Origin of the sequence: Bacteroides sp. AF34-31BH (assembly GCF_003602795.1) — a bacterium.
In the GTDB taxonomy this organism is placed as follows: domain Bacteria; phylum Bacteroidota; class Bacteroidia; order Bacteroidales; family Bacteroidaceae; genus Bacteroides; species Bacteroides uniformis.
On sequence record NZ_QTLV01000008.1, the window covers coordinates 133,686 to 159,711 of the forward strand.

The window sequence follows — 26,026 nt, forward strand, 5'->3', positions numbered from 1 at the left end:
TGACCCCTATGCCTATGACGTAACAAATCCTAATCAATGTTCTATGATTGGCAGAAGTGACTAATCACTTTCTGCGGTGTATTTAAAAGCGGACGTTAGTTTCCGCATAGTTTTAAAATCTAATTCTATAAAAAATGATCAAGAAAATCTTATTCTTATTCTTTGTTGTGTTTGCAGCTACCGCTTATTCACAAGATGTGACCATAACGGGAACGGTGACGGATGCAAATAGTGAGCCTTTGGTGGGCGTGAATGTATTGGTGAAGGGTACTACCACGGGTGCCATTACCGATATTGACGGTAATTTCTCAGTGAGTGGAAAGAAAGGAAGTACACTCGTTTTCTCTTATATCGGTATGCTTACGCAGGAAGTTGTCTATAAGGGAACTGCCTTGCGCGTGGTGATGAAAGATGATTCGAAAGCACTGGAAGAAGTGGTTGTCATCGGTTATCAGACTGTGAAGAAGTCCGACTTGACTGGAGCGGTTGCCGTTGTTGATACCAAGGAAATGAAGAAAAGCGCTGCAGGAACACTGGTCAGCCAGATGCAGGGTTTGGCAACCGGTATTAACGTACGCAGTAGCGGTAGGGCAGGCGAAGATGCCTCTATTGAAATTCGTGGTGTCGGTTCTTTGAGTAATAACTCTCCGTTGTGGGTTATTGATGGTATGATTACAGACCCGGGTGTTGATTTCAATCCTGCGGATGCAGAGTCCATCCAGATTCTGAAGGATGCTTCTGCTGCTGCCATCTACGGTTCGCGTGCTGCCAATGGTGTGATTATCGTTACTACCAAGAAAGGTACGAAAGGTCCCATGAAAGTGAATGTAAGCGTAAAGGAAACATTGGAATGGAGCCCGAAATTTGATTTGATGAATGCGGCAGAATATATCAAGTATAATGATATTGCCTATAATGAAGCTATCAAAGATGGCATTGCTACTGTAAACAGCACTCAGAAACACTCACAGTATGATACCAACTGGCAGGATGAAGTGTTGAAGACCGCATTGGTGCAGGACTACAACGTATCACTCTCCGGTGGCGGCGACTCCGGTAGTTATTTTGTATCAGCCGGTTACTATAACAATGATGGCGTTTCTTATGGAAATACTTTCGACCGTTATAGCTTCCGTGTCAATACACAAGGTAAAAAGGGCTGGTTCTCTTTTGGTGAAAACTTGGCTTATTCACTCACAAACACAGACCCGAACCAGACCAATACCTACAATGACTTTTTGCGTATGATGCCTACCATTCCTATCTATGATGAGAATAACCCGGGTGGATATGGCTATGGTGATGCTGCCAAGTACAATACGTTCGGTGTAAACCCGATTGCCCGTGAAGATTTGGAATACCGTCATTTCCGCCAGAATCGTCTGAATGGTTCTTTATGGTTGGAATTCAAGCCATTCGAATTCCTTTCCTATAAATTCAATGGTGGTATTGACCTTTACTTTTATGAGAATTCATGGTTCCGTGGAGAAGGTAACTGGACTCAGAATCAGGAACACCGTGATCCGGAAAGCCAGAAGGCGCGTGACAATACCTACAACATGTTGATTGAGCACACGTTGAACTTCAATAAGGATTTTGGCAAGCATCATGTGGATGCCGTGGTCGGTACTACTTACCAGCACCATGAATGGGAAGGCTTGTGGGCTTCCCGTCTGAACTTCCCGATGTTGGGTAACGGTGATTATCTGACAGTATTGAATGCCGGACAAAGCAACCAGCAGAATTCAAACAGTATCAGTGAGAATGCGATGATTTCTTATTTGGGACGTGCGAACTACATTTATGATGATAAATACTATCTGACTGCTACCTTCCGTCGTGACGGAACTTCCCGTCTGGCTAAGGAAAACCGTTGGGGTAATTTCCCGTCATTCTCCGGTGCCTGGAGAATTTCAAAAGAGGAATTCTTTGATGTGCCTTGGATTAATGATTTGAAGATTAGAGGTAACTGGGGCCGTCTTGGTAACTCTTCCATTGGCGATTGGGATTATATTGGAACTATCAATCAGAGTATTGTAACTGTATTCGGAGGTGCTATTGTTCCGGGTTCTACTCAGGTGAAACTTGTGAATGCAGGTCTTGTTTGGGAAACGAAAGAAACGGTGAATGTAGGTTTTGATGCCAGCTTCCTTAACCAGCGCTTGACTGTCAGCGCAGAGTATTACAACTCAAAGACCAGTGATGTATTGGCAGAGACTCCGATTGCCATTTCTACCGGTAACCAAGGAGGTTCTCCATGGAAAAATGCTGCCAGCTTGCGCAACAAGGGCTTCGAGTTTACACTTGGTTGGAAAGACCAGATTTCGGACTTTAAGTATAGCGCTTTGCTGAATGTGACTACTATGGATAACGAAGTATTGAGCTTGGGCCGTGATGGTACTAATAGGGATTATATTGATTCCGGTCAGGCAAGAACCAAACCGGGCAGATCTTTGGCTGAATTTTATTTGAGAAAGACAGACGGTATTTTCAAGACACAAGAACAGATTGATAATTATGTGACATCTACGGGTACCCCCATTATGATTGAGGGAAAGCGTCCTCAATTGGGAGATGTCAAGTATCTCGATTTGAATGATGATGGAGAGATTACTGATGCCGACCGTGGTTATTGTGGTAGCCCCTGGGCCAAGATGCAAATGTCATTGGTATTCAATGCAGAATGGAAGAACTTCGATTTCAGTATGATGTGGAATGGTCAGTTCGGCAATAAGATATACAACGTATCCCGCTGGCAAGGACGTCTGTTTGCAGACAACTCCAACTATATCCGTTTTAAAAAGGGTGAAGAACCTTACCAGGTAAATCCTAACTCCAATACCCCGCGTATCATTTACGGTGATTTCCGCAACTCCCGTGATGCCGACCGTTTCTTGGAGAATGGCTCTTACTTCCGTATGAAGAACATTTCCATTGGATATAACTTCAGACAAGATTGGTTGAAGAATTTGGGAGTCGAGAAGCTCCGGCTGTTTGCTACCGGCAGCAATTTGATTACCATCACCGGATATTCCGGCTTGGATCCTGACTTCAAGGGTGCGAATTCCGTTTGGAACAGTGGTACGGACAGCTTTGCATATCCCAATACCCGTTCGGTAATGTTTGGATTGGATTTGACCTTTTAACTTATAAATCAGCTTATAAATTATGAAAAAGATATATTATGGATTAATGCTTGCAGGTGCCTTGACGTTGTGCACCGGATGCAGTTCGAGTTTATTGGATATTGATAATCCCAATGAAGTGACCAATGATACTTATTGGAATAAGCCGGAAGATGCGACAGCCGGTGTGAATGCCTGCTACAGTTTTCTTTATAAGGAAGGTACTTGGATGCGTTGGCTCTCTTTCCGCTATGATTTGACTTCGGACGAAGGATGGAGTTCTTCTCCTTGGATTGAATTGGGCGACTGGACACGTTTCCTTTACAACAACTATAATTTTTATGAAGGCAACAACATACATTGGGAGCATTTCTATGTAGGTATTTTCCGTTGTAATCAGGTGTTGGCTCATGTTCCTTCTATTGAAATGGACGAGACGACGAAAAACCAGGTACTGGCACAAGCTTCTTTCTTGCGTGCATTGTGGTATTTTCAGGTAAATCTGTTGTGGGATAAAGGAACTATGCCGTTGGAGCCTAAAGATGCTTCCTATATACCGGAAGATGCTTCCGAGCAGGAAATATGGGACCAGGTAGAGAAAGATTTGACTTTTGCCATGCAGTATTTGCCGGAATCTTGGGATGCTGCCAATCTGGGACGTGCTACCAAAGGTGCTGCCAAGGCATTGTTGGGCAAGGCTTATATGCAACAACATAAGTATGACAAGGCAAAGGAACAGTTGCAATGGCTGATTGATAAAGAGGGCTCTTTGTACGGTCTTATTGCCAACCGTGAGGATAACTTCACCGACTTGGACGAGAACAACAAGGAAGGCATCTTTGAAATTCAGTTCGATGACCAGAACAAGGGTGGCACGGGTAATGACGCCAGTATGGCATTCGGTTTCCAGCGTACTCAGTTCTATGCTCCGAGTGGTATAGGTTGGGGAGACGGTAAGGCACGCCGCTGGCTGGTAGACGAGTTCTTGAAAGAGAAGCGTGTGGACGGAAAGAACGACTTGCGTTTGTACGGTAGCATTTTGTACCGTGGATTCTCACAAGACTTCCCCGACCAGCCGAAAAGTTACTATAGATTTGAAAATGCCGATTGGAATGACGGTTGGGGAACTGACCCGGAAGACTGCTATATCCGTAAATACAATACTTCGTACTATCGTAGTGCAGAAGATTATTTTGCCCGTAACAACTATCGTATCATGCGTTACGCAGATATACTGATGAACTATGCAGAGTGTCTTGTTGAAACGGGAACCAATCCTGCCGATGCTGCTGTTTATGTGGACAAGGTAAGAGAACGTGCCGGTCTAGCCAAGTTGGAAGACAGTCAGTGGAAAGACTGCTTGAGCTCTAAAGATGCCTTTATCAAGCGTCTGCAGATGGAACGTACATTGGAACTCTGTTTCGAAGGTTGGCGTTGGGCTGACTTGAAGCGTTGGGGATTACTTGATTCCCAGGCTGGAATTGATGAACTGAAAGCTCGTGACAAGGACTTTGACAACTTTATTGTCGGCAAGCACAGACGTCTGCCTATTCCAAGAGATGAGGTGGAAAACAGCACAGTAGGTGGTGTTGCACATCTTACTCAGAATCCTAACTATTAATAACTAAAGAAGGCTATGCCTGGAAGCCTGTTCTCATTTAGGATGCTTCCGGCATAGCCTTTTCTTTCTTAAATCTTATACCATATGCTTGTCTGTAAAAAACTACTATTACCATTCGCTTTTGCTTGCTGCGGCAGCTTGTTTGCGCAGAACATCCAGAATCCGGTACTTCCGGGAGTGGCGGATGCCGGCGTAATGAAATATAATGGCAAATATTATATTGGAGGGGTCCGTACAAACGGGGATTTCTATGTATCCGATGACCTGGTTCATTGGGGGAAACCTATCCATGTCGTATCCATGGACAATGACTGGACCAGAGGCAGCGGAGCCGGAGATGACCAGATTCATGCCAATGACATGTTCTATCTGAATGGAGATTTTCATTTGTACTGGTCAGTCAATTATTGGGGGAAGGACAAGCATGCCGTTCACATTGTACATGCGCAGAGCAAAGATGCCCTGGGCGCTTACACAGAGCCGAACAAGAAGACATGGATGGATAACCGTATCGACCCCAAAATATTCAGAGATGATGATGGACAACTATACATGTATATGGTACGTTTTACTGATGGAAATACCATATGGGGACGTAAAATGAAGAACCCGGCAGAATTTGCCGGTGAACCGGTGTGCCAGTTCGCCTCATTGCCGGATACATGGGAAACGATGGATAACAGAGTAGCGGAGGGACCGTGGGTCATGAAGTATAGAGGCCGCTACTATATGATGTATAATGCCAACCACACCTCTACAGAGTGGGGCAATTATCAGTTGGGAGTTGCTGAGGCAGACTCTCCTTTAGGTTTTCAAAATGGTAATAAATATAGCTATCCGGTTGTAGGCTGCAATCAGACACAACTGGAGGAGAAGCAAGTGGATTTATTGCGGTATGGCCGCACATATGAGCCGTTGTTTGCTTATACGGAGAGCAAGCCGGGAAGCGATTGGACAAAAGTGACCTACGATGACTCCGGCTGGGCGAGGGGGGAGACCGGCTTTTCGTCCCGTGAAGTGAAAGGTTCCACCACCCGGCATCTGGGTACCTTGTGGAATACGCCCTCCTTATGGTTGCGAAAGACTTTCTCTGCCGGTAGCGAAACCGGTAATCTGGCATTGCGTGTCGCTCACGACGGAGATACCCGGATTTATCTGAACGGAACACTTGTCTACGAGAAGCAGGGGCGTGATTATTGTATCGTGAACCTGGACAAGAAGCTGCGTGCTGCTTTGAAGGAAGGCACGAATCTGCTTGCCGTAGAAACAAACAAGGGACGTTCGCAATTCTTCGACGTTTCTCTGTTCGATATGAAAGACGGTATTGCCGATGATATTCTGATGACTCCCGGTCAGCCCAATATTTTGAGAGGCCCCAACGGATTTGAATGGTGGCTGATTTATATGGCAAACAAGAACGATGAGCATCGGGGGCAATATATCAACCGTGTCCAGTTCTTCGACAAGACGTTGTTTGTGGATGGTATCACCGGCCCCCGCACGGCAGGTTATCATCCCGAACCTTCGATGCCTACCTTTGCAGGCAAAGGCGAGACAGCTTCGTTCGGTGTGTTGCAACAAGTACAGCCGTCCGTGGATTACTTGTTCGAGACGGGAGTCAAGACCGAGGGTGGAGCCGGCGTCATTGCCTGGTGGAAGGATGCAGATAACTGTGCCTATGTAGGTTTGGATGCCGAGAACCGGAGTTGGTACCTGCGTACACTTGTCGGCGGTAAAGAAAATAAGGAATCCTATGCCCTGCCTGAAGATTTCCGTTGGGGTGTGTACCATCATCTGCGCATTGAGCGTAATGGTGGCTGTCTGAAAATTTGGCTGGATGAGATTCCCACACCGGGAAAACATGTCTTTGCAGAGGCTCTTCCGACGGAAGAAGCGGGTGTTCCCGGAGTATTTGACGAGACAAAGTCTGCCTTGTTCGAAGGGGCTACCTATACCATCGGCTTCGATGATGTGCATTTCCAGCTTTCGGGGAATGAGGAGTTGTTGAAGGGCGATTTCTTGAACGATTATGAATTCAGCTTCCAGTTGTCCGGCTTGTCCGGACAAGACAAGGCAGGAAGCTATCCGGTTTATGTGGATAAGGATAACTATGTGAAGGCTCAGTTCGATGGCATCACCCGTATGCTTGAGGTGACAGCCGTGAAGAAAGGGAAAACTGCCTGGAAGAAGGAATTCCCGTTGGGATGCCTGCAAACGCTCTATCCGGATGTGAAGTATACCGACTTCATTGAGAAAGGTTATCGTTTTGCCGCACCTGCATGGTTGGATACACTTTACCTGAACCGTCACGAAGCAGGCAATAAATCCGAATTTGTGGATGACATGTTCGGCAAGTTCGACATAGAATACCTGAATGGCGGCGAATGGCATCCGATAGAAAACAAAGATAGGGGGATAGCAGAACATCCTGCATATAATTATTGTACCTTTACTCCGGTAAAGGCAGAAGGCATCCGCTTCATCAACAAGGAGGCGGAGGATTTGGAACGCCATATCTATAAGATAGGTGTACATGAATTGTGGAAGGAATCCTATAATTTTCGTGCCGTGCGTCGTGCAGACAAGCTGTATCTGTTTGTCGACGGCAGGGAGCTGGGAGCTTTGGATATACGCTACCCTGCATCCCGCATCGGATTCTGTTCGGAAGGCGGCTCTCCGGTTTATAGTGGTACGTTGTATTATCATGTAGGGCAGAGGCGCGATTAGACGCAATCGTGGGATGTGCCGTTCCGTATATATGTAATGAAAGATGTATATAGAAGCCGGTGTTTGTATTTCCTTGTGAATCAGTGTGATGGACTGGGGTGATTCAGTATACGACTGAATGTATTTCAGTATACGACTGAATAGGGTTCAATATACGGGTGTAACGGAACATCTTCTTGAAAGTAAATATTTATCATCATAACAATTGTTTAAGAAAGAATCATGAAAAAGAATTTTATATGTATGTATCTGTTTCTGTTGGCCACGCTGGCTTCCTGCCAGTCCTGCTCTTCAGACTATAAGGATGTGGACGATATTGTTGTCGAAGGAGTTGAAACGCCGGTGCTTTTGGGCGACCCGTTCATCATGTTGCACGATGGCACTTACTATGCCTATGGCACCCATGCGGATGAAGGCATCGAAGTCTATACCTCCGATGATTTGAAGACTTGGAAGTATAAGGGCATGGCGCTCCAGAAGAAGGATGTCTGGGCCGACCGCTGGTTCTGGGCACCGGAGGTCTACGAAGTGAACGGGAAGTTCTATATGTATTACTCGGCAGACGAGCATATCTGTGTGGCAACAGCAGACTCACCTGCAGGACCATTTACCCAAAGTAAGAAGGAACCGATGATTGCCGATGAGAAATGCATTGACAACTCTCTGTTTATTGATGATGACGGCACGCCTTATCTCTTCTTCGACCGTTTCAACGACGGGCTCAACATCTGGGTGGCCGAATTGGAGAAAGACCTCATGACTATCAAGAAGGAGACCATGCACCCTTGCATCCACGTCTCTCAGGCATGGGAGGAGGTATGGCCCCGTGTGAATGAAGGCCCGTTTGTCATCAAGCGTAATGGGCTCTACTATATGACCTACTCTGCCAATAGCTATGAAAGTCCTTTCTACGGCATAGGTTGCGCCACAGCTACCGATTTGATGGGTACTTGGACCAAATACGAGGAGAATCCTTTGCTGCAGAAACCCGGAGAACTGGTTGGGGTGGGGCACAGTGCCACCTTCACAGACAAGGCAGGCAAGCTTCGTATAGTTTTCCATGCCCATAAGGACAAGAGTAGTATCCACCCACGTGCCATGTACATCAGTGACGTTTCTTTCGAGAAAGTGGACGGTGTGGACCGTATGAGAATCAGCAAGGACTATATGACGCCCAAAATAGTAAAATAAGAGATGGATATGAAGAAGAATTATATATTGCTACTGTTGCTTTGTCTTTGCTTTGCAGGCTGCAAGGAGAAGACGGTTGTAGAATCAGACTATCTGCCGATTGCCGACCCTTACGTAATGCTTTACGAAGGCAAGTATTATGCTTACGGCACTGGAGGTACGGTAGAAGGAGAAGGCTTTGCCTGCTTCTCTTCCGATGACTTGAAAAACTGGACGCGTGAAGGCCAGGCGTTGTCGGCAGCAGATTCCTACGGTACGTGGGGATTCTGGGCGCCGGAGGTCTACTACATCGAATCGAAAAAGAAGTTTTATCTGTTCTACTCCACCGAGGAGCATATCTGCGTGGCAACGGCAGATGTTCCCCAAGGTCCGTTCCGTCAGGAAGTGAAGCAGCCGATATGGGATGAGAAGAGTATCGATACCTCTCTATTCATTGATGATGACGGTACGCCTTACCTTTATTTCGTGCGTTTTACAGATGGCAACGTCATCTGGGTGGCAGAGATGAACGATGACCTAACCGGCATCAAGCAGGAGACGCTGACAGAGTGCATTAAGGTGGGAGAGCCTTGGGAACTTTCGCAGGACAAGCCTGCTAAGGTGGCCGAAGGTCCTTCAATTTTGAAGAAAGAGGGTGTCTACTACCTGGTTTATTCAGCCAATCACTTTGAAAGCAAGAACTACGGAGTGGGTTACGCGACTTCGAACAGCCCGATGGGACCGTGGAAGAAATACGAGGGAAATCCGATTCTGCAACATGCCGACGGCTTGATGGGTACCGGTCATGGAGCACCCTTCTGCTGTAAGGACGGTAGCTGGAAATACATTTTCCATGCACATTGGGATTCCACGAAAGTACAGCCGCGCACTTCGTATATCAAGGATTTTGCCATTTCCGACCAGGGAACGGTTTCTATCGGTGGCTCTCTTATCCGTCCGCAGGTATTGGGCAGTACATCACCCGAAAAGTAAAATGAAAGAATGAAAAGAATACATTGTATGAAGAAGTTTCTTGTATTATCAGTGTTATGCAGTCTGATAGCCTGTTCCTCGTCATCGGCTACAAAAGAGGATAAACCGGAAGAACAACAGCCGAAGAATGTCTATCGCAATCCGGTGATAGATTATAGTTTGCCAGACCCTTCTGTCATTGAGGGAGATGATGGATACTACTATTTGTATGCCACCGAGGACATACGCAATCTGCCGATTCACCGTTCCAAGAACCTGGTGGATTGGGAGTATGTAGGTACTGCCTTTACGGACCGTACGCGGCCTGATTTTGAGCCGAACGGCGGTTTGTGGGCGCCGGACATCAACAAGATAGGTGATAAATACGTGCTCTATTATTCTATGTCTGTTTGGGGAGGCGAGTTAACTTGCGGCATCGGTTGTGCTACTGCCGATAAGCCTGAGGGACCTTTTACGGACCACGGAAAGATGTTCCGCAGCAATGAAATCAATGTACAGAACTCCATCGACCCTTTCTATATAGAGGATGGAGGGAAGAAATATCTTTTCTGGGGCAGTTTTCGAGGAATCTATGCGATTGAACTGTCTGATGACGGACTCTCTCTGAAGGACGGCGCCACACCGCAGCAAGTGGCAGGAACCGCTTACGAAGGTACCTATATTCACAAGAAGGACGGGCATTACTACTTCTTTGCTTCCATAGGAAGTTGTTGTGAGGGATTGAAGAGTACTTACACTACTGTTGTAGGCCGTTCAGATAATCTTTTCGGCCCCTATGTCAACAAGAATGGCGGTAGCATGATGGATAACAAGCACGAAGTGCTGATTCAGAAAAGCAATTCCTTTGTGGGTACCGGTCATAATTCGGAGATTGTGACGGACAATGCCGGCAATGACTGGTTCTTCTATCATGCGGTGAGCACAAAGAAGCCTGAAGGCCGTGTATTGATGTTGGATAAGATTAGCTGGGAAGACGGATGGCCGACGGTAGAAGGCTCCGTTGCATCCACGGAAGCGGAGAAACCGAAATTCTGACAAGTATGAAGAAATCTATTTTAGTCTCCTTGTTGGCCCTATTGATGATGGGCTGTCAAGTATCGGGTGGCAGTTCCTTGAAAGTGGAGGAAACCACTGTTGAAATGCGGAAGAATCCCGAAGGAGTAGCTGTATCGGCTCCCCGTTTCTCATGGCAACTGGTAACCGACAAGCAGGATGTGATGCAGACTACTTATCAGATTGAAGTGGCGGACTCGGAAAAGGGCTTGCAGGCCGGCTCCGGGCTGGTATGGAACAGCGGTCGTGTGGAGTCTGGCCAATCGGTGCTGGTGAAGTACGCAGGGGCGTCTTTGGAGTCGGGACAGAAATATTGGTGGCGTGTCACTGTATGGACAAATACCGGTGACAAGGCGCAAAGTAGTATCCAATATTGGTCAATGGCTTTGCTGGACAGTTCGGACTGGAAAGCCGGCTGGATTGGACTGAACGACAGTACAAACTTGAAACTGGACGGTGAGCGGACCATCCTTCCGGCACGTTATCTGCGGAAGGAGTTTGATTTGCCGTCACAGCCGAAGCGTGCAGTCCTTTATGTTTCGGGAGTAGGCTCTTCCGTATGCTATATGAATGGCGAGAGGATTGGAAATGATGTATTCGGTCCTTTGCCTACCTGGTACGATGCTTCTGTATCTTATCTGACCTATGATGTCACCCCCTTGTTGAAGTCCGGTACCAATGCGATAGGCGTGGCTCTGGGCAACGGCCGCTATTTTTCCATGCGCGCCAATGGGATGGTAGGTTTTGGTTTGCCCCGTCTCATGGCGCAGTTGAATATAGAGTGCGACAATGGTGAGACGGTGTCGGTAGTCAGCGATGATTCCTGGAAAGCGACGAACCACGGTCCTATAACTGCGAACAACGAATTTGACGGTGAACATTACGATGCCCGCTTGGAATTGGGTAAATGGACGGAAAGCGGCTATGATGATTCCGGATGGCAGTTGGCCGAACGGATGGAGGCTCCCAAAGGAAAACTTGTGGCACAGCTCTCTCCGAGTCTGAAGGTGATGGAGGAGATAAAGCCAATATCCGTTAAATCGGTAGGTGATGGAAGATATATCGTGGATATGGGGCAGAATATGGTAGGAATACAGCAGGTGAAACTGCGTGGCAAGAAGGACAAGCCCATTACTATGCGTTTTGCCGAAGTGCTGAAGGACAATGGTACGGAACTGTATCTTGACAACCTGCGCAGTGCCCTTGTCACGGATATTTATACTCCTGCCGCTGACGGTGAGTTTGTTTGGGAACCGTTGTTTGTTTACCATGGTTTCCGTTTTATGGAAATATCCGGTTTGGACTATGAACCGGCAGCGGATGATTTCACCGGTAAGGTGGTGTATGATGAAATGGCAACGAACGGTACGTTCGAGACTTCTAAGGAGTTGATTAACAGACTTCACAAGAATGCCTATTGGGGAATCCGTGGAAACTATCGCGGTATGCCTACCGACTGCCCCCAGCGTGATGAACGTCTTGGATGGCTGGGCGACCGCACTACTGGTGCCTATGGTGAAAGTTTCATTTTCGGCAATGCCTTGATGTATAAGAAGTGGCTGGTGGATATAGAAGAGTCCATGAATGAAAATGGAAGTATCTCTGTGGTATCTCCCCGTTACTGGACCATCTTCCATGATGACGTGACTTGGCCGGCTGCCTATTTTTACGTAGCCGACATGCTTTACCGCCAGTTTGGCGATGATAGCTCCATCAAAGGGCGCTATCCGTCCATGAAGCGCTGGGTAAACCACATGACGGAGACCAAAATGAAGGACTATATTCTGGTGAAGGATGAATACGGGGATTGGTGCATGCCTCCCGAGTCGCCGGAGCTGATTCATTCGGAGGACCCTGCCCGGAAGACGAACGGCGAAGTGCTGAGTACAACGGTGTTTTACAGCATTCTGCAACTGATGGAGAAGTTCGCGCAAATGAACGGACTTCCGGCAGATGCTGAAGAGTATGCAGCACTTGCCATTAAGGTCAAGGACGCTTATAACAAGAAATTCTTCAATACTGAGACTGCACAGTATGACAACAATACGGTGACGGCAAACCTGCTTTCCCTTAGACTGGGCCTGGTTCCCGACGGATATGAAGATAAAGTATTTGCCAATGTCGTGGAGAAGACGGAAAAAGACTGTAAGGGACATGTCAGTGCCGGTGTGCTTGGCATCCAGCATCTGATGCGCGGACTTACCGAGTACGGTGGACTGGAACTTGCCTATAAGATAGTGACCAATGACACTTATCCCTCATGGGGCTACATGATTAAGAAGGGTGCAACCACCATTTGGGAATTATGGAATGGTGACACGGCAAATCCGGCGATGAATTCAAGAAACCATGTGATGCTTTTGGGAGATCTGCTGATATGGTTCTATGAGGATCTTGCCGGCATAAAGAATACTCCCGCTTCCGTCGGGTTCAAGCAGATTCTGATGGAACCGGTATTCCCGGAAAAACTGAATTATGTGAATGCTTCGCATGTATCGCCTTATGGCAGAATAGGAAGTTCCTGGAAACGTGATGGCAATAAGCTGGAGTGGAACGTTGAGATTCCTGCCAATACAACCGCTACGGTCAAGCTGCCGCTTGACTTCCATGTACAGGTAGATGCCGGTCAGGCGGGGATTCATTCCGTGGAGGAGGCTGACGGTAAGCTGGTAGTCGAATTGGGCTCCGGCAAGTATGTATTCATGTCTGAATGATATTTTTCTAACAACAATAAAACAGATGTAACTATGAGACTAAAAAGATTGTTTTTGGGGGTAATGCTTTTGGTGGGCATTACGGGTGCCGGAGCGACAAATGCTGCTCCGGAAGACATCTCTGCTTCTATTTCCTTGAAAGTGCCGGGGAATGATGCCAAGCAATATCCGCTGGCCTTGCAGAAGATGCAGGATGGTATGTACAGCTGCCGGGCTTCGGAAAAGTTACCGTTGGACATCATCCGCCAGGTGGTGGACAAGGATGGCAAACAGCGCATTACCGTCACACTCAAGGCGCTGGAAAATGTGTATTTCAACTACGGGGAACAGATAAAGACCGGTTACAAGCATTCAGACTGCCAGTTCTACATGCCGGGCTTCTGGTATCGCCGCAACCTGCGTTCGCCGAAGGAAGCTCCTTCTTTCCACACATCGGACAGTTGGCTGGTGCGTGAGGACCGTTTGAGCACTCCGCTGACGGCAGCTTTCAATCCGGCAAGTGGTACGTCCATGTCGGTTATCCGTATTGACAAGTTCGACAAGGAAGCTTTGACCACTCATAAGGAGGGAGAGGTAATCTTGTCCGGTGAGACTTCCATCGGATATACCGGTTTCTGCAATGTGGATGGTATGACTGTCTTGGCATACGGTTTCCCCTATAAGGAAGCACCGAAGACATATATCCGCAAATTGACGCTGGCTCCTGCCGTTGAGGCTTTCCAGTTGCTTCGTAAGGGTGACAGCATCTCCATGACTTGGGAGGTGTCCGAAAGGAATACTGCCGATTTCTCGGAATGCGTACAGCGCACCTGGGAGTATTGTTATGACACTAACCGCCCGAAACCGGTTGACACACCTTACACGGTAGACCGCATGAAGGAGGTGATGAGCAACTTCTTTGTGGAAAGCTATGTCAGCAATACCCCCACTCATTATTACTCCGGTGTAGAGTTGGAGACTGCTACTTGTGCCAATACCGATGTTGCCGAAGTGGGCTTTGTGGGACGTACGTTGCTGAACGCTTTCAATGCTTTGGAGTATGGCAAACAGCAGAACCGCCAAGACCTGGTGGACAATGCCAACCATATCTTTGACACTTATCTCCAGAACGGTTTTTCGCCTGCCGGTTTCTTCAACGAAGTGGTGCACTACAACCGCGGCTTCAAGGAAACTAGACATAGCATCCGCCGTCAGTCCGAGGGAGTGTATGCCATCTTGAACTATTTGAACTACGAGAAACAGCAGAAGCGTAAACACCCCGAATGGGAGAAACGCATCAAGGGCATGCTGGACAGCTTCCTCAAGTTGCAGAACGAGGACGGCAGCTTCCCGCGCAAGTTCAAGGATGATTTCTCTATCGTGGATGCCAGCGGCGGTAGCACGCCTTCGGCAACATTGCCTTTGGTGATGGCGTCCAAGTATTTCAAGGACAAACGTTATCTGGCAAGCGCCAAGCGTACGGTAGACTATCTGGAGAAGGAACTGATATCCAAAGCCGATTATTTCTCTTCTACGCTGGATGCCAACTGCGAGGACAAGGAAGCCTCCTTGTATGCTGCTACGGCTGCTTATTACCTGGCTTTGGTTACCAAAGGAGAAGAGCGTGCACACTATGCCGGTCTGGCAAAGAAAGCCGCTTATTTTGCCTTGTCATGGTATTATACTTGGGATGTTCCTTTTGCCGAAGGTCAGATGCTGGGAGATATCGGCTTGAAAACCCGTGGTTGGGGAAATGTGTCGGTAGAGAATAACCATATCGATGTATTTATCTTCGAATTTGCCGATGTGCTGCATTGGCTCTCCAAAGAGTACAACGAGCCGCGCTTCTCTGACTTTGCCGAGGTGATATCCACTTCCATGCGCCAGTTACTGCCGTATGAAGGGCACATGTGTGGCATTGCCAAAGTAGGCTATTACCCGGAAGTGGTGCAGCATACCAATTGGGATTACGGACGTAACGGAAAGGGATATTACAACAATATCTTCGCTCCGGGCTGGACGGTTGCTTCTTTGTGGGAGTTGTTCACTCCGGGACGTGCGGAGCAGTTCTTGTTGAAAAAATGATAGTCTAAACAGTAACCAATATTGTATTTATGAATAAGATGATGACTTTGTTGGCAAGCGTGATGCTATTGGCATCGGCTTGCACGGGCAAACAGGCGAGTGAAAAGACTGCTTCTGGACTGGAACCTGCGAACTTCCGTACGGAAGTGGATGGCAAGCAGACAGACTTGTTTGTTTTGGAGAATAAGAATGGTATGGAAGTTTGTATTACGAATTTCGGCGGACGTATTGTATCAGTGATGGTGCCGGACAAGGATGGCGTTATGCGTGATGTGGTGCTGGGCTTCGATTCCATTCAGGACTACATCAAGTTCCCTTCGGATTTCGGCGCTACCATCGGACGTTATGCCAACCGTATCAACCAGGGTAAGATTACAGTGGATGGGGTAGAGTATCAGCTGCCGCGCAACAATTACGGTCATTGCCTGCATGGAGGTCCCAAGGGATACCAATATCAAGTGTTCGATGCCCGTCAGTTGAGTGACCGGGTTCTGGAACTGACTTATCTGTCGAAAGACGGAGAGGAGGGCTTCCCGGGTAACCTAACCTGCAAGGTCACTTTCTCGCTGACAGATGACGATGCCATCGACATTCGTTACAGTGCCGAAACAGACCGTACCACTGTTGTCAATATGACGAACCATTCTTACTTCAATCTGGATGGCGATCCCTCCAAGTCCAATTCGGATTATCTGCTTACCATCGATGCAGATGCCTATACTCCCGTGGACAGTACCTTCATGACTACCGGTGAGATAGCTTCCGTAGAAGGTACGGATATGGATTTCCGCACTCCTACAGCCATTGGCGCCCGCATTGACAATGACTTTGAGCAATTGAAGAACGGCAAGGGCTATGACCATAACTGGGTACTCAATACGAAGGGTGACATCACCCACCCGTGTGCCACCCTCGAATCTCCCTCAACGGGTATTGTGCTTGATGTCTATACCAACGAACCGGGCATTCAGATTTATGCCGGTAACTTCCTGGATGGCACACTGACCGGAAAGAAAGGTATCGTGTACGGTCATCGTGCGTCCGTCTGTTTGGAGACGCAGAAATATCCCGATACGCCCAACAAGCCGGAATGGCCTTCGGCGTTGCTGAAGCCGGGAGAAAAGTATGACAGTCATTGCATCTATCGCTTTTCGGTGAAGAAATAAATATAAGGCAGGCGTAGCCTGCCTTATATTTATAATAATCTCTTTTGTTAACTTTAAAAATTAATGCGTATGAAAAAGTATTTATTGTATGCTTGGATTGTATCAGCATTTTGTTCATGCAGTGAGAATAGCATGGAACCCCTTCCTATAGAAGTGGATGCTGATTGTGTAGACATTGTAAATGATGAAAGCTTTGTGCCGGTTAGTCAAGCCACAGAGGTGGCCGGCTTGTTTTTAGCTGCTAATGGTAAAGATGCGGTGACAACAAGAAATGGCTCTATTGAGCCAGATGCCTTTTCTGGTAAAACAGTAAAAGATATTAAGACGGTTTACGGTGAAGACAATACGCCTTCTATGTATATAATAAATTATGAAGGCGGTGGTTTTGTTATAGTAGGTGCTACCAAGAATTACTATCCGATTCTGGCATATTCAGATACTAACTCTATCAATATAGAAAAAGCTAAGCAGAGTGGCTTTTCTATTTGGATGGATGAAACAAATTGGGCTATTAAGGAAAGCGATATGCAAAATGCCGAGACTTTGGCAAATATGCGCTCTATGTGGGAGGCTTACGAAATACTGCCTGCCACAACACGTGATGCTACTTCTGATCATTATAGTGATGGGACAATGTTTCGTGAAAGGTTAGGCGAATTGTATACTTTGTGTCCGGGATATTCGTTTGGTCCTTTAAGTTCTGCAAGATCTTTTCTCTCACAATCAGATTATGAAAGTCTTGTAGAAAAGGCTAATTTTTATGGTTCTCCTCTTGAGTTTACAATAGTAGGATATAATAGTAATAACAGAAAAGTTGGGCCTTTGATGAATACAAAATGGGGGCAGGAGGGAGGATATAGTGCATTATGTCCGAATGAATATCCTGCTGGCTGTGTTGCCATTGCTATGGCTCAGATTGAGAAGTATCATGAATGGCCTCAATCCTTTGACTGGAGCGGTATGGCTAATGATAGACCGACTTCTGCATCTCAATCTCTAATAGCGATGATTGGTAAAGCCGTGAATATGGAATATGGTAAAGACGAATCTGGAGCTTCCTTAGGTGATGCCAAAAGAGGTTTTGAGGCAATGGGGTATGCAGTATCTAAAAAGGATCATGACATGTGGGATGTAGAAAGTGAAATCTATTTTAGAGGACGTCCTGTATATATGACAGGTGACAGGAAAAATTTTATCGGAATAACTTGGAAAGGGCATGCATGGGTTTGTGATGGTGCGGAAGAATATGGAAGTTCCTATAGCTATTTTGTGGAGTATCTTGTAAACCGTTCTACAAATCCAAGTTATTCAAGTTGTGGATTCCCTAATTATATGAATCCCACTACTACTTCTTTTGGTTCTGGTCGCATATATTTTCATATGAACTGGGGGTGGTATGGCACTGGTAATGGCTGGTTTAGTGGAAATAATGTGAATCCTACAGATGATAGGAACTATCAATACGACAGAGAAAATCTGTATGTTTCACCCTTAAAATGACGCATTATGAGAAGAGTATATATCTATTCATTGTTATTGTTTGCAATATGCTTTGCCGGTTGTGAACATAAATTGGACTCTTACCCGCCTCATCTCTATAGATACTATTTAGCATTCATAGATAAATCGGGTAATGATTTGCTTGCAGATGTACCATTTGAAATAAACAGCGAGAGGGATTCTGTTTTATTACGCGGAACTTATACTTTTGAGTTTATCAAATCAACGGAAGATGATTATTTTGATACCAAATCATTAATATTAGGAAAGGTAAGTGGCTATCAATCGCTACGCATTGATGTCTGCATGGAAGACTGGTATGGGCATAAGAAGCCGGAAGTCCTTACTCATAAACTTGCCTGTAAGCATATATTCGGTGATGAGAAAGTACATACGATTGTTTCTTATTGGAAGTTTGATACTGATTATCGGGAGGCAGAACTTATCCGTCTTACAATAGATGATGTGGAGAGTCCGATTTTTGAAGGTTTTGACAAATTTTATCCTCAAGTTCTTGTTAGCTTAGATAAATAGAGAGTATCTTATGTTTTTTATATGGACGATATAATGGTTGGTATACAGCTTATGATGTTAGTCCTACAGAAGATAGATTTATCAATATGATAGAGTAAGTTTGTATGTTTCACTTCAGAAAATGTATTACGAGAAATTTTAGATTTTTGTTATTGGCTGCTTTATTCCCTTTGATTTTCATGGGTTGCAAAAGTGAGGAAGACTCTTATCCTCCTATTCATTATGGATACAATTTAGCATTTGTCGATGAAAATGGCAATGATTTGATTGAGGGAATGCAAACCGGTCTTGGAAGAAATGGTAAGCCTGCTTTGAGAGAGAAAGATTACTCCTATAAATTGGTAGAACCCGATTCTAAAGATGACTTTACCGGACCGGACTGTATCTATGTGGAAAGCAGGGACGGACTTTTTACTTTGGCAATCTTTGATGCACTATGGGATGGATATAAATATGACAAGAAGCCTGAAGTATTGAGGCGTACGTTTGTTTGTCCCTATATCTTTGGTGACGGAGAGGAACATTCCATTATTTCCCATTGGAAGTACAATGATGGTTATGGCAGTGTTGAACTTATTAGAGTAACTATAGATGGTGTGGATGCCCGCATCGAATCAGGAACAGACAAATATCACCCGTTAGTTGTCGTTGTGTTGACAAAGTAACTTGTTTTTCTTAAATACTCTGTCTTGGTAAAATCAGCACTTTATCAAGACAGAGTTTTTATTCTTTGGAATTACCGCATCGCCAGCGCCTTATTCTCTGCCTCCTCCATAATCTCCCGTTCTCCCGGCCCTTTGTCATTGATGCCGCAAAGGTGGAGGATGCCGTGGATGATGACCCGGTACAGTTCACGTTCGTAGTTGTTGTCGGCGAACTGTTCCGCATTGGTGCGTACGGTATCAAGGCTGATGAAGAGGTCACCGCTAAGGCGGTTGCCTTCACAGTAGTCGAAAGTGATGATATCTGTGTAATAATCGTGTTGCAGATATTGGCGGTTCACTTCGAGTATTTTCTCGTCCGAGCAGAAGATATAGGCGATTTCACCGACTCTTTTTCCGTAAGTGGCGGCTACGGATTTTATCCATTCCGTGGTTTCACGCTTCTTGATGGATGGCATTTCCACGCCGTCTGTCTGATAACTAATCATTTTATTTACGATTTAATGATTTACGATGTACGATTGAAATTACGTTCTTGCGATTAAGCTAGTTCTTTTAAAAGAAGAATAAGTAACTGATGATGATGGCTGCAATGATGCCGGAAAAATCGGCAATCAGCCCACACGTCACGGCATTCCTCGTTTTGGTGATACCTACGCTGCCGAAATACACAGCAAGAATATAGAATGTGGTGTCCGAAGCGCCACGTGCCACGCAACTCATGCGTCCTACAAATGAATCGGCGCCATACTGTTTCATGGTGTCAATCATCAGTCCGTTGGCACCGCTGCCGCTCAGTGACTTCATCAGGGCAGTGGGTAGGGCACCTACAAAGCTGGTATCTACACCGAATAGTCCTACTACATAACCGATACCGTTCACCAGTATATCCATGGCGCCGGAAGTGCGGAAAACGGCGATTCCAACGAGAAAAGCAACCAGATAAGGGATAATGCGTATGGCAGTGGTAAAGCCTTCTTTGGCTCCTTCTATAAAGGCATCGTATACATTGATTTTCTTCCATAGCCCCCAGAGGATGAACAGCAGGATGATGGAGAACAGCAGTATGTTGGCAATTAAAGTGGAATATACACCCATTTCATCACGGCTAATCTGTGTGAACAGATAAATGAGTGCGGCAAAGAAAAGACTGATGCAGCCAATCAGGATAAGTATGGGCTTGTTCAGCAGGTTGATGCGTTGTGCAATGCTGACGGCAATGACACCGACAATGGTCGAGATGGCAGTCGTTATCAGTGTGGGGATAAAGATGTCCGTGGGTTGGGCGGCACCCATCTGCGAGCGATACATCATGATGCTGACGGGGATAAGTATCAGTCCCGAGGTGTTGAGGACAAGGAACATTACCATCGGATTGGTGGCAGTATCCTTTTTCGGGTTTAGTTCCTGAAGTTCCTTCATGGCTTTCAGTCCCATCGGAGTAGCGGCATTGTCCAGCCCCAGCATGTTGGCAGAGAGATTCATGAAAATGGAGCCCATGGCAGGATGTCCTTTCGGTATTTCGGGAAAGAGACGGCAGAATACCGGACTCAGCCAACGGGAGAGGGCATTGATCATGCCGCTGTTTTCGCCTATTTTCATCACGCCGAGCCAGAGGGCGAGTATTCCTGTCAGTCCCAGGGATATTTCAAAAGCTGTTTTGGAAGAGGAGAAGGTGGAGTTGACGAGTTCTGTGAATATCTCCACATCACCCATAAAAATGAGTTTGCAGAGGGCTACGATGAATGCGATGACGAAGAAAGCTACCCAGATGTAATTTAAAACCATGTATCGTTACTTTGTTTCTAGTGGATTAATATTTGTTTTCGTTGGCAAGATTCCAGGCGTTGAGGAAAGCTGCTTTGGTTATTTCTATCATTTTTTCCCAGTTCAGCCGGTCGGTGTGGTCCGAAGGCTGGTGATAATCGGGATGTCCGTCTGTGTGGTACCAGATGATGGGGATGTTGCACAGGGCAAAAGAAGCATTGTCACTTCCTCCCGTGGGGCGGTCCCAGGCGCGGTAGTCCGGTTGCAGGCGCAAGCTGTAGCGTGCAATGTCCTGCTTCAGCCAGTCGCCGAATACGGGGTGGGCGGCGGTGTAGAAGTAGACAACGTGTTGAGGCTGCTCGGGCTTATTGTTACGGCCTATCATGTCGAAATTGAGATAACCTTTCACCTGGCTGATGAAAGGACAGCTTTGTACAAAGTATTTTGAGCCGAGCAATCCCTTTTCTTCCCCATCCCAAAAGGCAAAGATGACCGTGCGCAGAGGCTTCTGTCCGGTGGCAAGAAATGCACGGGCTATCTGCAGGACGGCAGAGACACCGGAGGCATTGTCGTCTGCACCGTTGTATATCCGGTCGTTTGCCAGCGTCTCGTCCACACCCAGATGGTCGAAGTGGGCACCTACGATGACATATTCATCCGGTCGTTCTCCCGGGATGGTTCCCAATACATTACTCATCTGCAGGATGCGGTGGACGCCTTGTTTAAGGATGGCGATGGAGTCGGGATGCACTTGCCACCGTCCCCGTTGTTGGCGTTCCTTGTTGTAAGCCTCGAAGGGCTGGTAATAATTGTCCTTTTCCAGCGGGGCAATGCCGGCTTCTTTCAGGCAGGATGCCAGATAGCGGGCAGCCAGTCGTGAACCGTGCATGCCTGCTTCGCGTCCTTGCAGCTCATCATCGGCCAGAAAGCCGACAATAGCCTTGGCTGAAGTGCGGCTGATGCTTTGCAACCCCTTTTCTTGTGGAGATTGTGCATGTAAGGATAGTGCGAAAGAAAGGCAGCAGATTGCTCCCAAAACAGCTTTATACATGTCGTACGGTTTTAAGGATTGGACATACCGGTTGCAAAATTAAAGATAACTTTCCATAGTTCCGATATAAATGTCGTATTTTTGTCCGTTGGTGGATGAATTCAAATCCGTGTAAATCAAATGAGAGAAGGATGAAAAAGAAGAATGAAGCAGTGGAAACCGTCTTGTGCGAACGTGTGCTTTCGGCAGAAGAAGTGGCGTGCATCTCGGTACAGATTCAGCAGGAATTGGAGGCGTATATCGACCCGGTGAAAAGGGAGTATCTTCCCCGTTTCTTCAAGACCGGAAAGGGGCAGTATGGCGAGGGGGATAAGTTTCTGGGAGTGGTGGTACCCAACACCCGGCAGGTGGCAAAGCAGCACAAGCACGAACCTTTTGAGGTAATGGCAACCTTGCTTCAGAGTGAATGGCACGAGTGTCGCCTTTGTGCCTTGCTGATGTTGGTGGAGCGATTCAAAAAGAGCGATGAAAAGGGGAAAAAGGAGATTTATGACTTTTACCTTTCGCAAACGGGCCGTATCAATAATTGGGATTTGGTCGATTTGTCTGCCCCCGGCATTGTGGGCGAATATTTGAAAGACAAACTTCGTAAAGACCTCTACCGGCTGGCGGATAGTCCGCTGCTTTGGGACCAGCGCATTGCTGTGGTATCTACCTATACTCTTATCAAAAATGGTGATTTCATCGATATATTAGCCCTTTCGGAACGGCTGCTCCATCATAAGCATGACTTGATGCAAAAGGCGGTAGGATGGATGCTCCGGGAGATGGGTAAGCGGGACAAGGACTTGCTGGTACAATTCTTGGAGAAGTATTGCAGGACGATGCCGCGAACGATGTTGCGCTATGCCATAGAGAAGTTTCCGGAGGAGGAGCGCAAGGAGTTTATGAAGCGCTGATGGGGAATGAAAATCGTTAAACTGTATTTTGCTCTTCTTGCCAACAAGTTGACAAGTTTTTGCCACCTTATTGGCAAGACTTTGCCACCGCGTTGGCAAACTTTTGCCATAGGCATGGCAAAGTTTTGCCAAAGGTGAGGCAAAGAGTTGGCAAAATTAGTCTCTGATGGTCAGTGCGTTACCAAAGGTAGCCTTCTGCGTAACTATCAAATTCTGTAGCCATGCCGGCATCCAGATGTCTGAAGACGTTCAGTACGGATTGTTGCTCTTCGGGGAGCAGCAGGCGTTCGCCTTTGCGGGCGCGGTAGTAGGTGCGTTGGCCGAAGCCGGCTATCAGGTTGGCGATGGCGATTCCCCGCTTGTTGTAGGGTAGGCTGTTCAGCATGTTCATGAAGCCTTTGGCGTAACGCGCCTTCTGACTGGAGCGGTAGAAGGGGCATTCCCCTTTGACGGTGGCAAGGCGTTTGGGGCTGATGATTTTCCAGTAATCCTTTTCGGTAGGCATGCTCTGCATGGCGAGCTGGCGGAGGCAGGTGGCAGCCTTGGGGCATTGCCCGTTGAGGCATAAGGGGTAGTCGAAGGGGACTTGGGTAAAGGATATTTCTTCTTTCATAAGTAGCGTGTTCTATGCATTGTGCTTTCAGCAGGGGGGAGATTCGGCTTGCTGTCAGTAAATGGCTGGTTATTCTGCACAAATGTAGGAAGAAAGTGTGAGCCTGCAAATATATTTCAAGTATATATCTTGCTACTTCTATCGTTTTTTCTGTAATTTGCCTCCGGGCAGCATAATATTCCGTTGTATGGAGCGTACCAGGTATGTCATACGCCTTTTACTTATGTGAAAAAAGAAAGGGGATGAGTGCTATCTCAAAATAAATTCGTTATTTTGCAGGAAACAAAAGGAATATCCCTATGATTACTTATCTTAAAATAAATGGTTTTAAGTCATTTCATAATTTTGAAATGGAGTTTACCCCTTTGACCATTGTTGCAGGAACAAATGCTGCTGGGAAGAGTAACTTGTTTGATGCATTGAATCTGTTGTCACGCTTGGCTGAAGTGGACAAAATACATACAGCATTCAGAGAAGGGCAAAGAGGTGATTTGTTTGAACTATTCACTCAGTATGATGAACATGCTTATGCCGATGAAATGGAGTTTTGTGTGGAAGTGCTGGTAAATCGTGAAGTGACTGATGCTTGGGGAGCTACTGCAAGATTGAAATATACGAGGTTGCGTTATGAACTAAAAATACATCGCTTTGTAAACTCCAGTGGTATTGATGATTTAGAAGTTGTTTATGAACATTTGGCTACATTGAAACATCAAGAAGACAAATGGATAAAACTTTTGCCTAAAGAACAAATAGAATTTTGGAGACCTAAAGTAATTACAGGGAAACGTGGTCAACCTTATATCTATACACAAGAGCAAAATGAATTGCCTACGGTATTTGTTCCTCAAGATGGTGGTGGAGGTAACAAGCGAAGTTTTCCCCTGAGAAATGCTACGCGTACGGTATTGAGCAGCATTGATTCTGTTGATTTCCGCCATATTCTGGCCGTGAAGCAGGAAATGATCAGTTGGCGTTTCTTACAGTTGAACCCGGAGGATTTACGTCAACCCACAAGTAAGAGGACGGGAGAAGATGTCATTGGTGTTTCTGGGAAAAACCTGGCTGCAGCATTATTTAGGATTCAGCAGGAAGATAAATATTCATTGGTAGAGATATCTCGTGAATTAAATAGTTTTATTCCCAACTATACCCAGGTCTTTGTAGAAGATGATACAGAAAACAAGCAGTATATCATTTATCTGAAGAATGTGGACGGAAAGAAATACTCTTCCCGCGTGTTGTCCGAGGGTACGTTGCGATTGCTTACGCTTTGCATCCTGCAACACGATATGAAATACTCCGGTTTGCTTTGTTTTGAAGAACCGGAGAATGGCATTCACCCATTTAGGATAAAATCAATGGCGAAATTATTGAAGGATTTGACCACTAACTTTGAAGACCATGATCTACCTTTAAGACAAGTGATTGTGAATACGCATTCTACCGTTTTTGTAGGTGAAATTCAGAAATGGGAAGATGATTTGAATGTTTCCATCCATTTTGCGGAGATGAAATCAAGAGTGCTTTCTTTGCCATCGGGCAATAAGGTGAAACTCGATGTTTCGAAAATTATACAAGTTCCTAAAGAAGGGCAATTGACTATCAATTTCTCTGAGCAAGAACGAAAGCTTTCTTTGCAAATGATTAAGGAGTACTTAGAAAATACCCTAAAGGAGTGGTAATATGGCTAGACAATTATTTATTGGATTAATCACGGAAGGCCCTACGGATGTACGTTTCTTGCAGAGTGTGGTGGAAAGGACTTTTATTGATGTGGCTTTTGAATGCGAGAATGATTTAGAACCATACGTGAAATGCTTGACTGTGGAAAAAGTGCGACTTAGTTTTAATGAATATGTAGAGAAAGCTTCACGTCGAGGAATGGAAGAGATGGGTATGGATATACTTTGTGTCCATACAGATGCTGATAGTAAGGATACTAAAAGAGCCTATGCTGAAAAGATAAATCCGGCCAAAGAGTTCTTGTCTGATAAGAAAGGGGAGATTTGCAAGAGTCTGATTCCTATTGTTCCAGTGAGGATGGTAGAAGCATGGATGCTTGCTGACAAAGAACTATTAAAAGAGGAAATGGGTACAAGGATGTCGGATGAAGAATTGGGTATAAATCGTATGCCGGAACTTTATCTTGATCCTAAGGCTACCATTATACAAGCCATAGGTAAATCTAATCGGACTACGACACGTAGGCATAGGAAGGATTTGGATATTAGTGAACTATATGCTTCCATTGGTGCGAGGTTGGAATTGGAAAAGTTGCATCTGCTTCCTTCATATAGGCAATTTGTGGATGAGGTCAGAGAAGCCTACAGACAGTTGGGATTGTTACGGTAATGTGGAAAAATC

Annotated in this window: 19 protein-coding genes; 15 read left to right on the forward strand and 4 right to left on the reverse strand. The window is 46.1% G+C overall.

What is annotated here, in order from left to right; translation table 11 throughout:
• Nucleotides 1-134 precede the first annotated feature (134 nt).
• From DWZ67_RS13270 to DWZ67_RS13325, 12 genes are all read left to right on the forward strand, one after another.
• Nucleotides 135-3,146 (forward strand): SusC/RagA family TonB-linked outer membrane protein, encoded by a 3,012-nt coding sequence (locus tag DWZ67_RS13270; RefSeq protein ID WP_005826152.1) that lies wholly within the window; start codon nt 135-137, stop codon nt 3,144-3,146.
• Nucleotides 3,147-3,168: 22 nt separating this feature from the next.
• The gene (locus DWZ67_RS13275; RefSeq protein ID WP_005826150.1) at nt 3,169-4,746 is read left to right on the forward strand and encodes a RagB/SusD family nutrient uptake outer membrane protein; all 1,578 of its coding nucleotides are present in this window, start codon (nt 3,169-3,171) and stop codon (nt 4,744-4,746) included.
• Nucleotides 4,747-4,830: 84 nt separating this feature from the next.
• On the forward strand, nt 4,831-7,473 hold the full coding sequence (locus DWZ67_RS13280; protein WP_120139045.1) for a family 43 glycosylhydrolase: 2,643 nt from the start codon (nt 4,831-4,833) through the stop codon (nt 7,471-7,473).
• A gap of 222 nt (nt 7,474-7,695) precedes the next feature.
• A complete protein-coding gene (locus tag DWZ67_RS13285; RefSeq protein WP_057256598.1) occupies nt 7,696-8,664 on the forward strand; it encodes a glycoside hydrolase family 43 protein in 969 nt (322 codons plus the stop codon).
• 3 nt (nt 8,665-8,667) lie between these two features.
• Nucleotides 8,668-9,636: a glycoside hydrolase family 43 protein gene (locus DWZ67_RS13290; RefSeq protein ID WP_057259006.1), complete on the forward strand. Its 969-nt coding sequence runs from the start codon at nt 8,668-8,670 to the stop codon at nt 9,634-9,636.
• Between the two features lie 27 nt (nt 9,637-9,663).
• Nucleotides 9,664-10,671 (forward strand): family 43 glycosylhydrolase, encoded by a 1,008-nt coding sequence (locus DWZ67_RS13295; protein WP_087332823.1) that lies wholly within the window; start codon nt 9,664-9,666, stop codon nt 10,669-10,671.
• A 5-nt stretch (nt 10,672-10,676) separates the two neighbouring features.
• Entirely contained in the window at nt 10,677-13,403 is a 2,727-nt protein-coding gene (locus DWZ67_RS13300) for a family 78 glycoside hydrolase catalytic domain (protein ID WP_120139048.1), read from the forward strand.
• Nucleotides 13,404-13,436: 33 nt separating this feature from the next.
• Nucleotides 13,437-15,467: a hypothetical protein gene (locus DWZ67_RS13305; protein WP_120139050.1), complete on the forward strand. Its 2,031-nt coding sequence runs from the start codon at nt 13,437-13,439 to the stop codon at nt 15,465-15,467.
• Nucleotides 15,468-15,496: 29 nt separating this feature from the next.
• Nucleotides 15,497-16,633 carry an aldose epimerase family protein gene (locus tag DWZ67_RS13310; RefSeq protein ID WP_117749432.1) on the forward strand — a complete coding sequence of 379 codons (1,137 nt, stop codon included), beginning with the start codon at nt 15,497-15,499 and terminating at the stop codon, nt 16,631-16,633.
• 69 nt (nt 16,634-16,702) lie between these two features.
• Nucleotides 16,703-18,133, forward strand: a complete 1,431-nt coding sequence (locus tag DWZ67_RS13315; protein ID WP_016272137.1) for a C10 family peptidase — start codon at nt 16,703-16,705, stop codon at nt 18,131-18,133.
• Between the two features lie 6 nt (nt 18,134-18,139).
• On the forward strand, nt 18,140-18,667 hold the full coding sequence (locus tag DWZ67_RS13320; RefSeq protein WP_120139052.1) for a hypothetical protein: 528 nt from the start codon (nt 18,140-18,142) through the stop codon (nt 18,665-18,667).
• A gap of 179 nt (nt 18,668-18,846) precedes the next feature.
• The gene (locus DWZ67_RS13325) at nt 18,847-19,332 is read left to right on the forward strand and encodes a hypothetical protein (protein ID WP_240056957.1); all 486 of its coding nucleotides are present in this window, start codon (nt 18,847-18,849) and stop codon (nt 19,330-19,332) included.
• A 71-nt stretch (nt 19,333-19,403) separates the two neighbouring features.
• Here the strand turns inward: DWZ67_RS13325 and ybeY are convergent, their stop codons facing one another.
• From ybeY to DWZ67_RS13340, 3 genes are all read right to left on the reverse strand, one after another.
• Nucleotides 19,404-19,817 carry an rRNA maturation RNase YbeY gene (gene ybeY / locus DWZ67_RS13330; protein ID WP_005826129.1) on the reverse strand — a complete coding sequence of 138 codons (414 nt, stop codon included), beginning with the start codon at nt 19,815-19,817 and terminating at the stop codon, nt 19,404-19,406.
• Between the two features lie 67 nt (nt 19,818-19,884).
• Nucleotides 19,885-21,117 carry a nucleoside recognition domain-containing protein gene (locus tag DWZ67_RS13335; RefSeq protein WP_008662144.1) on the reverse strand — a complete coding sequence of 411 codons (1,233 nt, stop codon included), beginning with the start codon at nt 21,115-21,117 and terminating at the stop codon, nt 19,885-19,887.
• 25 nt (nt 21,118-21,142) lie between these two features.
• Nucleotides 21,143-22,147, reverse strand: coding sequence for a M28 family metallopeptidase (locus tag DWZ67_RS13340; RefSeq protein ID WP_005826125.1), 1,005 nt, complete (start codon nt 22,145-22,147; stop codon nt 21,143-21,145).
• 131 nt (nt 22,148-22,278) lie between these two features.
• Between DWZ67_RS13340 and DWZ67_RS13345 the strand changes: the two genes are divergently transcribed.
• Complete coding sequence (locus tag DWZ67_RS13345; protein WP_120139056.1) at nt 22,279-23,046, forward strand: DNA alkylation repair protein; 768 nt, start codon at nt 22,279-22,281, stop codon at nt 23,044-23,046.
• A gap of 178 nt (nt 23,047-23,224) precedes the next feature.
• Here DWZ67_RS13345 and DWZ67_RS13350 read toward each other — a convergent pair whose 3' ends face one another.
• Nucleotides 23,225-23,659, reverse strand: coding sequence for a DUF6078 family protein (locus DWZ67_RS13350; protein WP_005833904.1), 435 nt, complete (start codon nt 23,657-23,659; stop codon nt 23,225-23,227).
• Between the two features lie 299 nt (nt 23,660-23,958).
• Between DWZ67_RS13350 and DWZ67_RS13355 the strand changes: the two genes are divergently transcribed.
• Together DWZ67_RS13355 and DWZ67_RS13360 are read left to right on the forward strand one after the other, a co-directional pair.
• Nucleotides 23,959-25,344, forward strand: a complete 1,386-nt coding sequence (locus tag DWZ67_RS13355; RefSeq protein ID WP_016272131.1) for an AAA family ATPase — start codon at nt 23,959-23,961, stop codon at nt 25,342-25,344.
• Nucleotide 25,345: 1 nt separating this feature from the next.
• Entirely contained in the window at nt 25,346-26,014 is a 669-nt protein-coding gene (locus DWZ67_RS13360; protein ID WP_016272130.1) for a DUF4276 family protein, read from the forward strand.
• The last annotated feature ends 12 nt before the right edge of the window (nt 26,015-26,026 follow it).

What these genes read in the sequence shown, in the direction of transcription:
- ybeY (WP_005826129.1), bottom strand. Translation starts at nt 19,817, where the DNA reads ATGATTAGTTATCAGACAGACGGCGTGGAAATGCCATCCATCAAGAAG.
- DWZ67_RS13275 (WP_005826150.1), top strand. Translation starts at nt 3,169, where the DNA reads ATGAAAAAGATATATTATGGATTAATGCTTGCAGGTGCCTTGACGTTG.
- DWZ67_RS13280 (WP_120139045.1), top strand. Translation starts at nt 4,831, where the DNA reads ATGCTTGTCTGTAAAAAACTACTATTACCATTCGCTTTTGCTTGCTGC.
- DWZ67_RS13290 (WP_057259006.1), top strand. Translation starts at nt 8,668, where the DNA reads ATGGATATGAAGAAGAATTATATATTGCTACTGTTGCTTTGTCTTTGC.
- DWZ67_RS13350 (WP_005833904.1), bottom strand. Translation starts at nt 23,659, where the DNA reads ATGAAAGAAGAAATATCCTTTACCCAAGTCCCCTTCGACTACCCCTTA.
- DWZ67_RS13320 (WP_120139052.1), top strand. Translation starts at nt 18,140, where the DNA reads ATGAGAAGAGTATATATCTATTCATTGTTATTGTTTGCAATATGCTTT.
- DWZ67_RS13355 (WP_016272131.1), top strand. Translation starts at nt 23,959, where the DNA reads ATGATTACTTATCTTAAAATAAATGGTTTTAAGTCATTTCATAATTTT.
- DWZ67_RS13315 (WP_016272137.1), top strand. Translation starts at nt 16,703, where the DNA reads ATGAAAAAGTATTTATTGTATGCTTGGATTGTATCAGCATTTTGTTCA.
- DWZ67_RS13340 (WP_005826125.1), bottom strand. Translation starts at nt 22,147, where the DNA reads ATGTATAAAGCTGTTTTGGGAGCAATCTGCTGCCTTTCTTTCGCACTA.
- DWZ67_RS13345 (WP_120139056.1), top strand. Translation starts at nt 22,279, where the DNA reads ATGAAAAAGAAGAATGAAGCAGTGGAAACCGTCTTGTGCGAACGTGTG.
- DWZ67_RS13360 (WP_016272130.1), top strand. Translation starts at nt 25,346, where the DNA reads ATGGCTAGACAATTATTTATTGGATTAATCACGGAAGGCCCTACGGAT.
- DWZ67_RS13335 (WP_008662144.1), bottom strand. Translation starts at nt 21,117, where the DNA reads ATGGTTTTAAATTACATCTGGGTAGCTTTCTTCGTCATCGCATTCATC.
- DWZ67_RS13300 (WP_120139048.1), top strand. Translation starts at nt 10,677, where the DNA reads ATGAAGAAATCTATTTTAGTCTCCTTGTTGGCCCTATTGATGATGGGC.
- DWZ67_RS13310 (WP_117749432.1), top strand. Translation starts at nt 15,497, where the DNA reads ATGAATAAGATGATGACTTTGTTGGCAAGCGTGATGCTATTGGCATCG.
- DWZ67_RS13325 (WP_240056957.1), top strand. Translation starts at nt 18,847, where the DNA reads ATGGGTTGCAAAAGTGAGGAAGACTCTTATCCTCCTATTCATTATGGA.
- DWZ67_RS13295 (WP_087332823.1), top strand. Translation starts at nt 9,664, where the DNA reads ATGAAGAAGTTTCTTGTATTATCAGTGTTATGCAGTCTGATAGCCTGT.
- DWZ67_RS13285 (WP_057256598.1), top strand. Translation starts at nt 7,696, where the DNA reads ATGAAAAAGAATTTTATATGTATGTATCTGTTTCTGTTGGCCACGCTG.
- DWZ67_RS13305 (WP_120139050.1), top strand. Translation starts at nt 13,437, where the DNA reads ATGAGACTAAAAAGATTGTTTTTGGGGGTAATGCTTTTGGTGGGCATT.
- DWZ67_RS13270 (WP_005826152.1), top strand. Translation starts at nt 135, where the DNA reads ATGATCAAGAAAATCTTATTCTTATTCTTTGTTGTGTTTGCAGCTACC.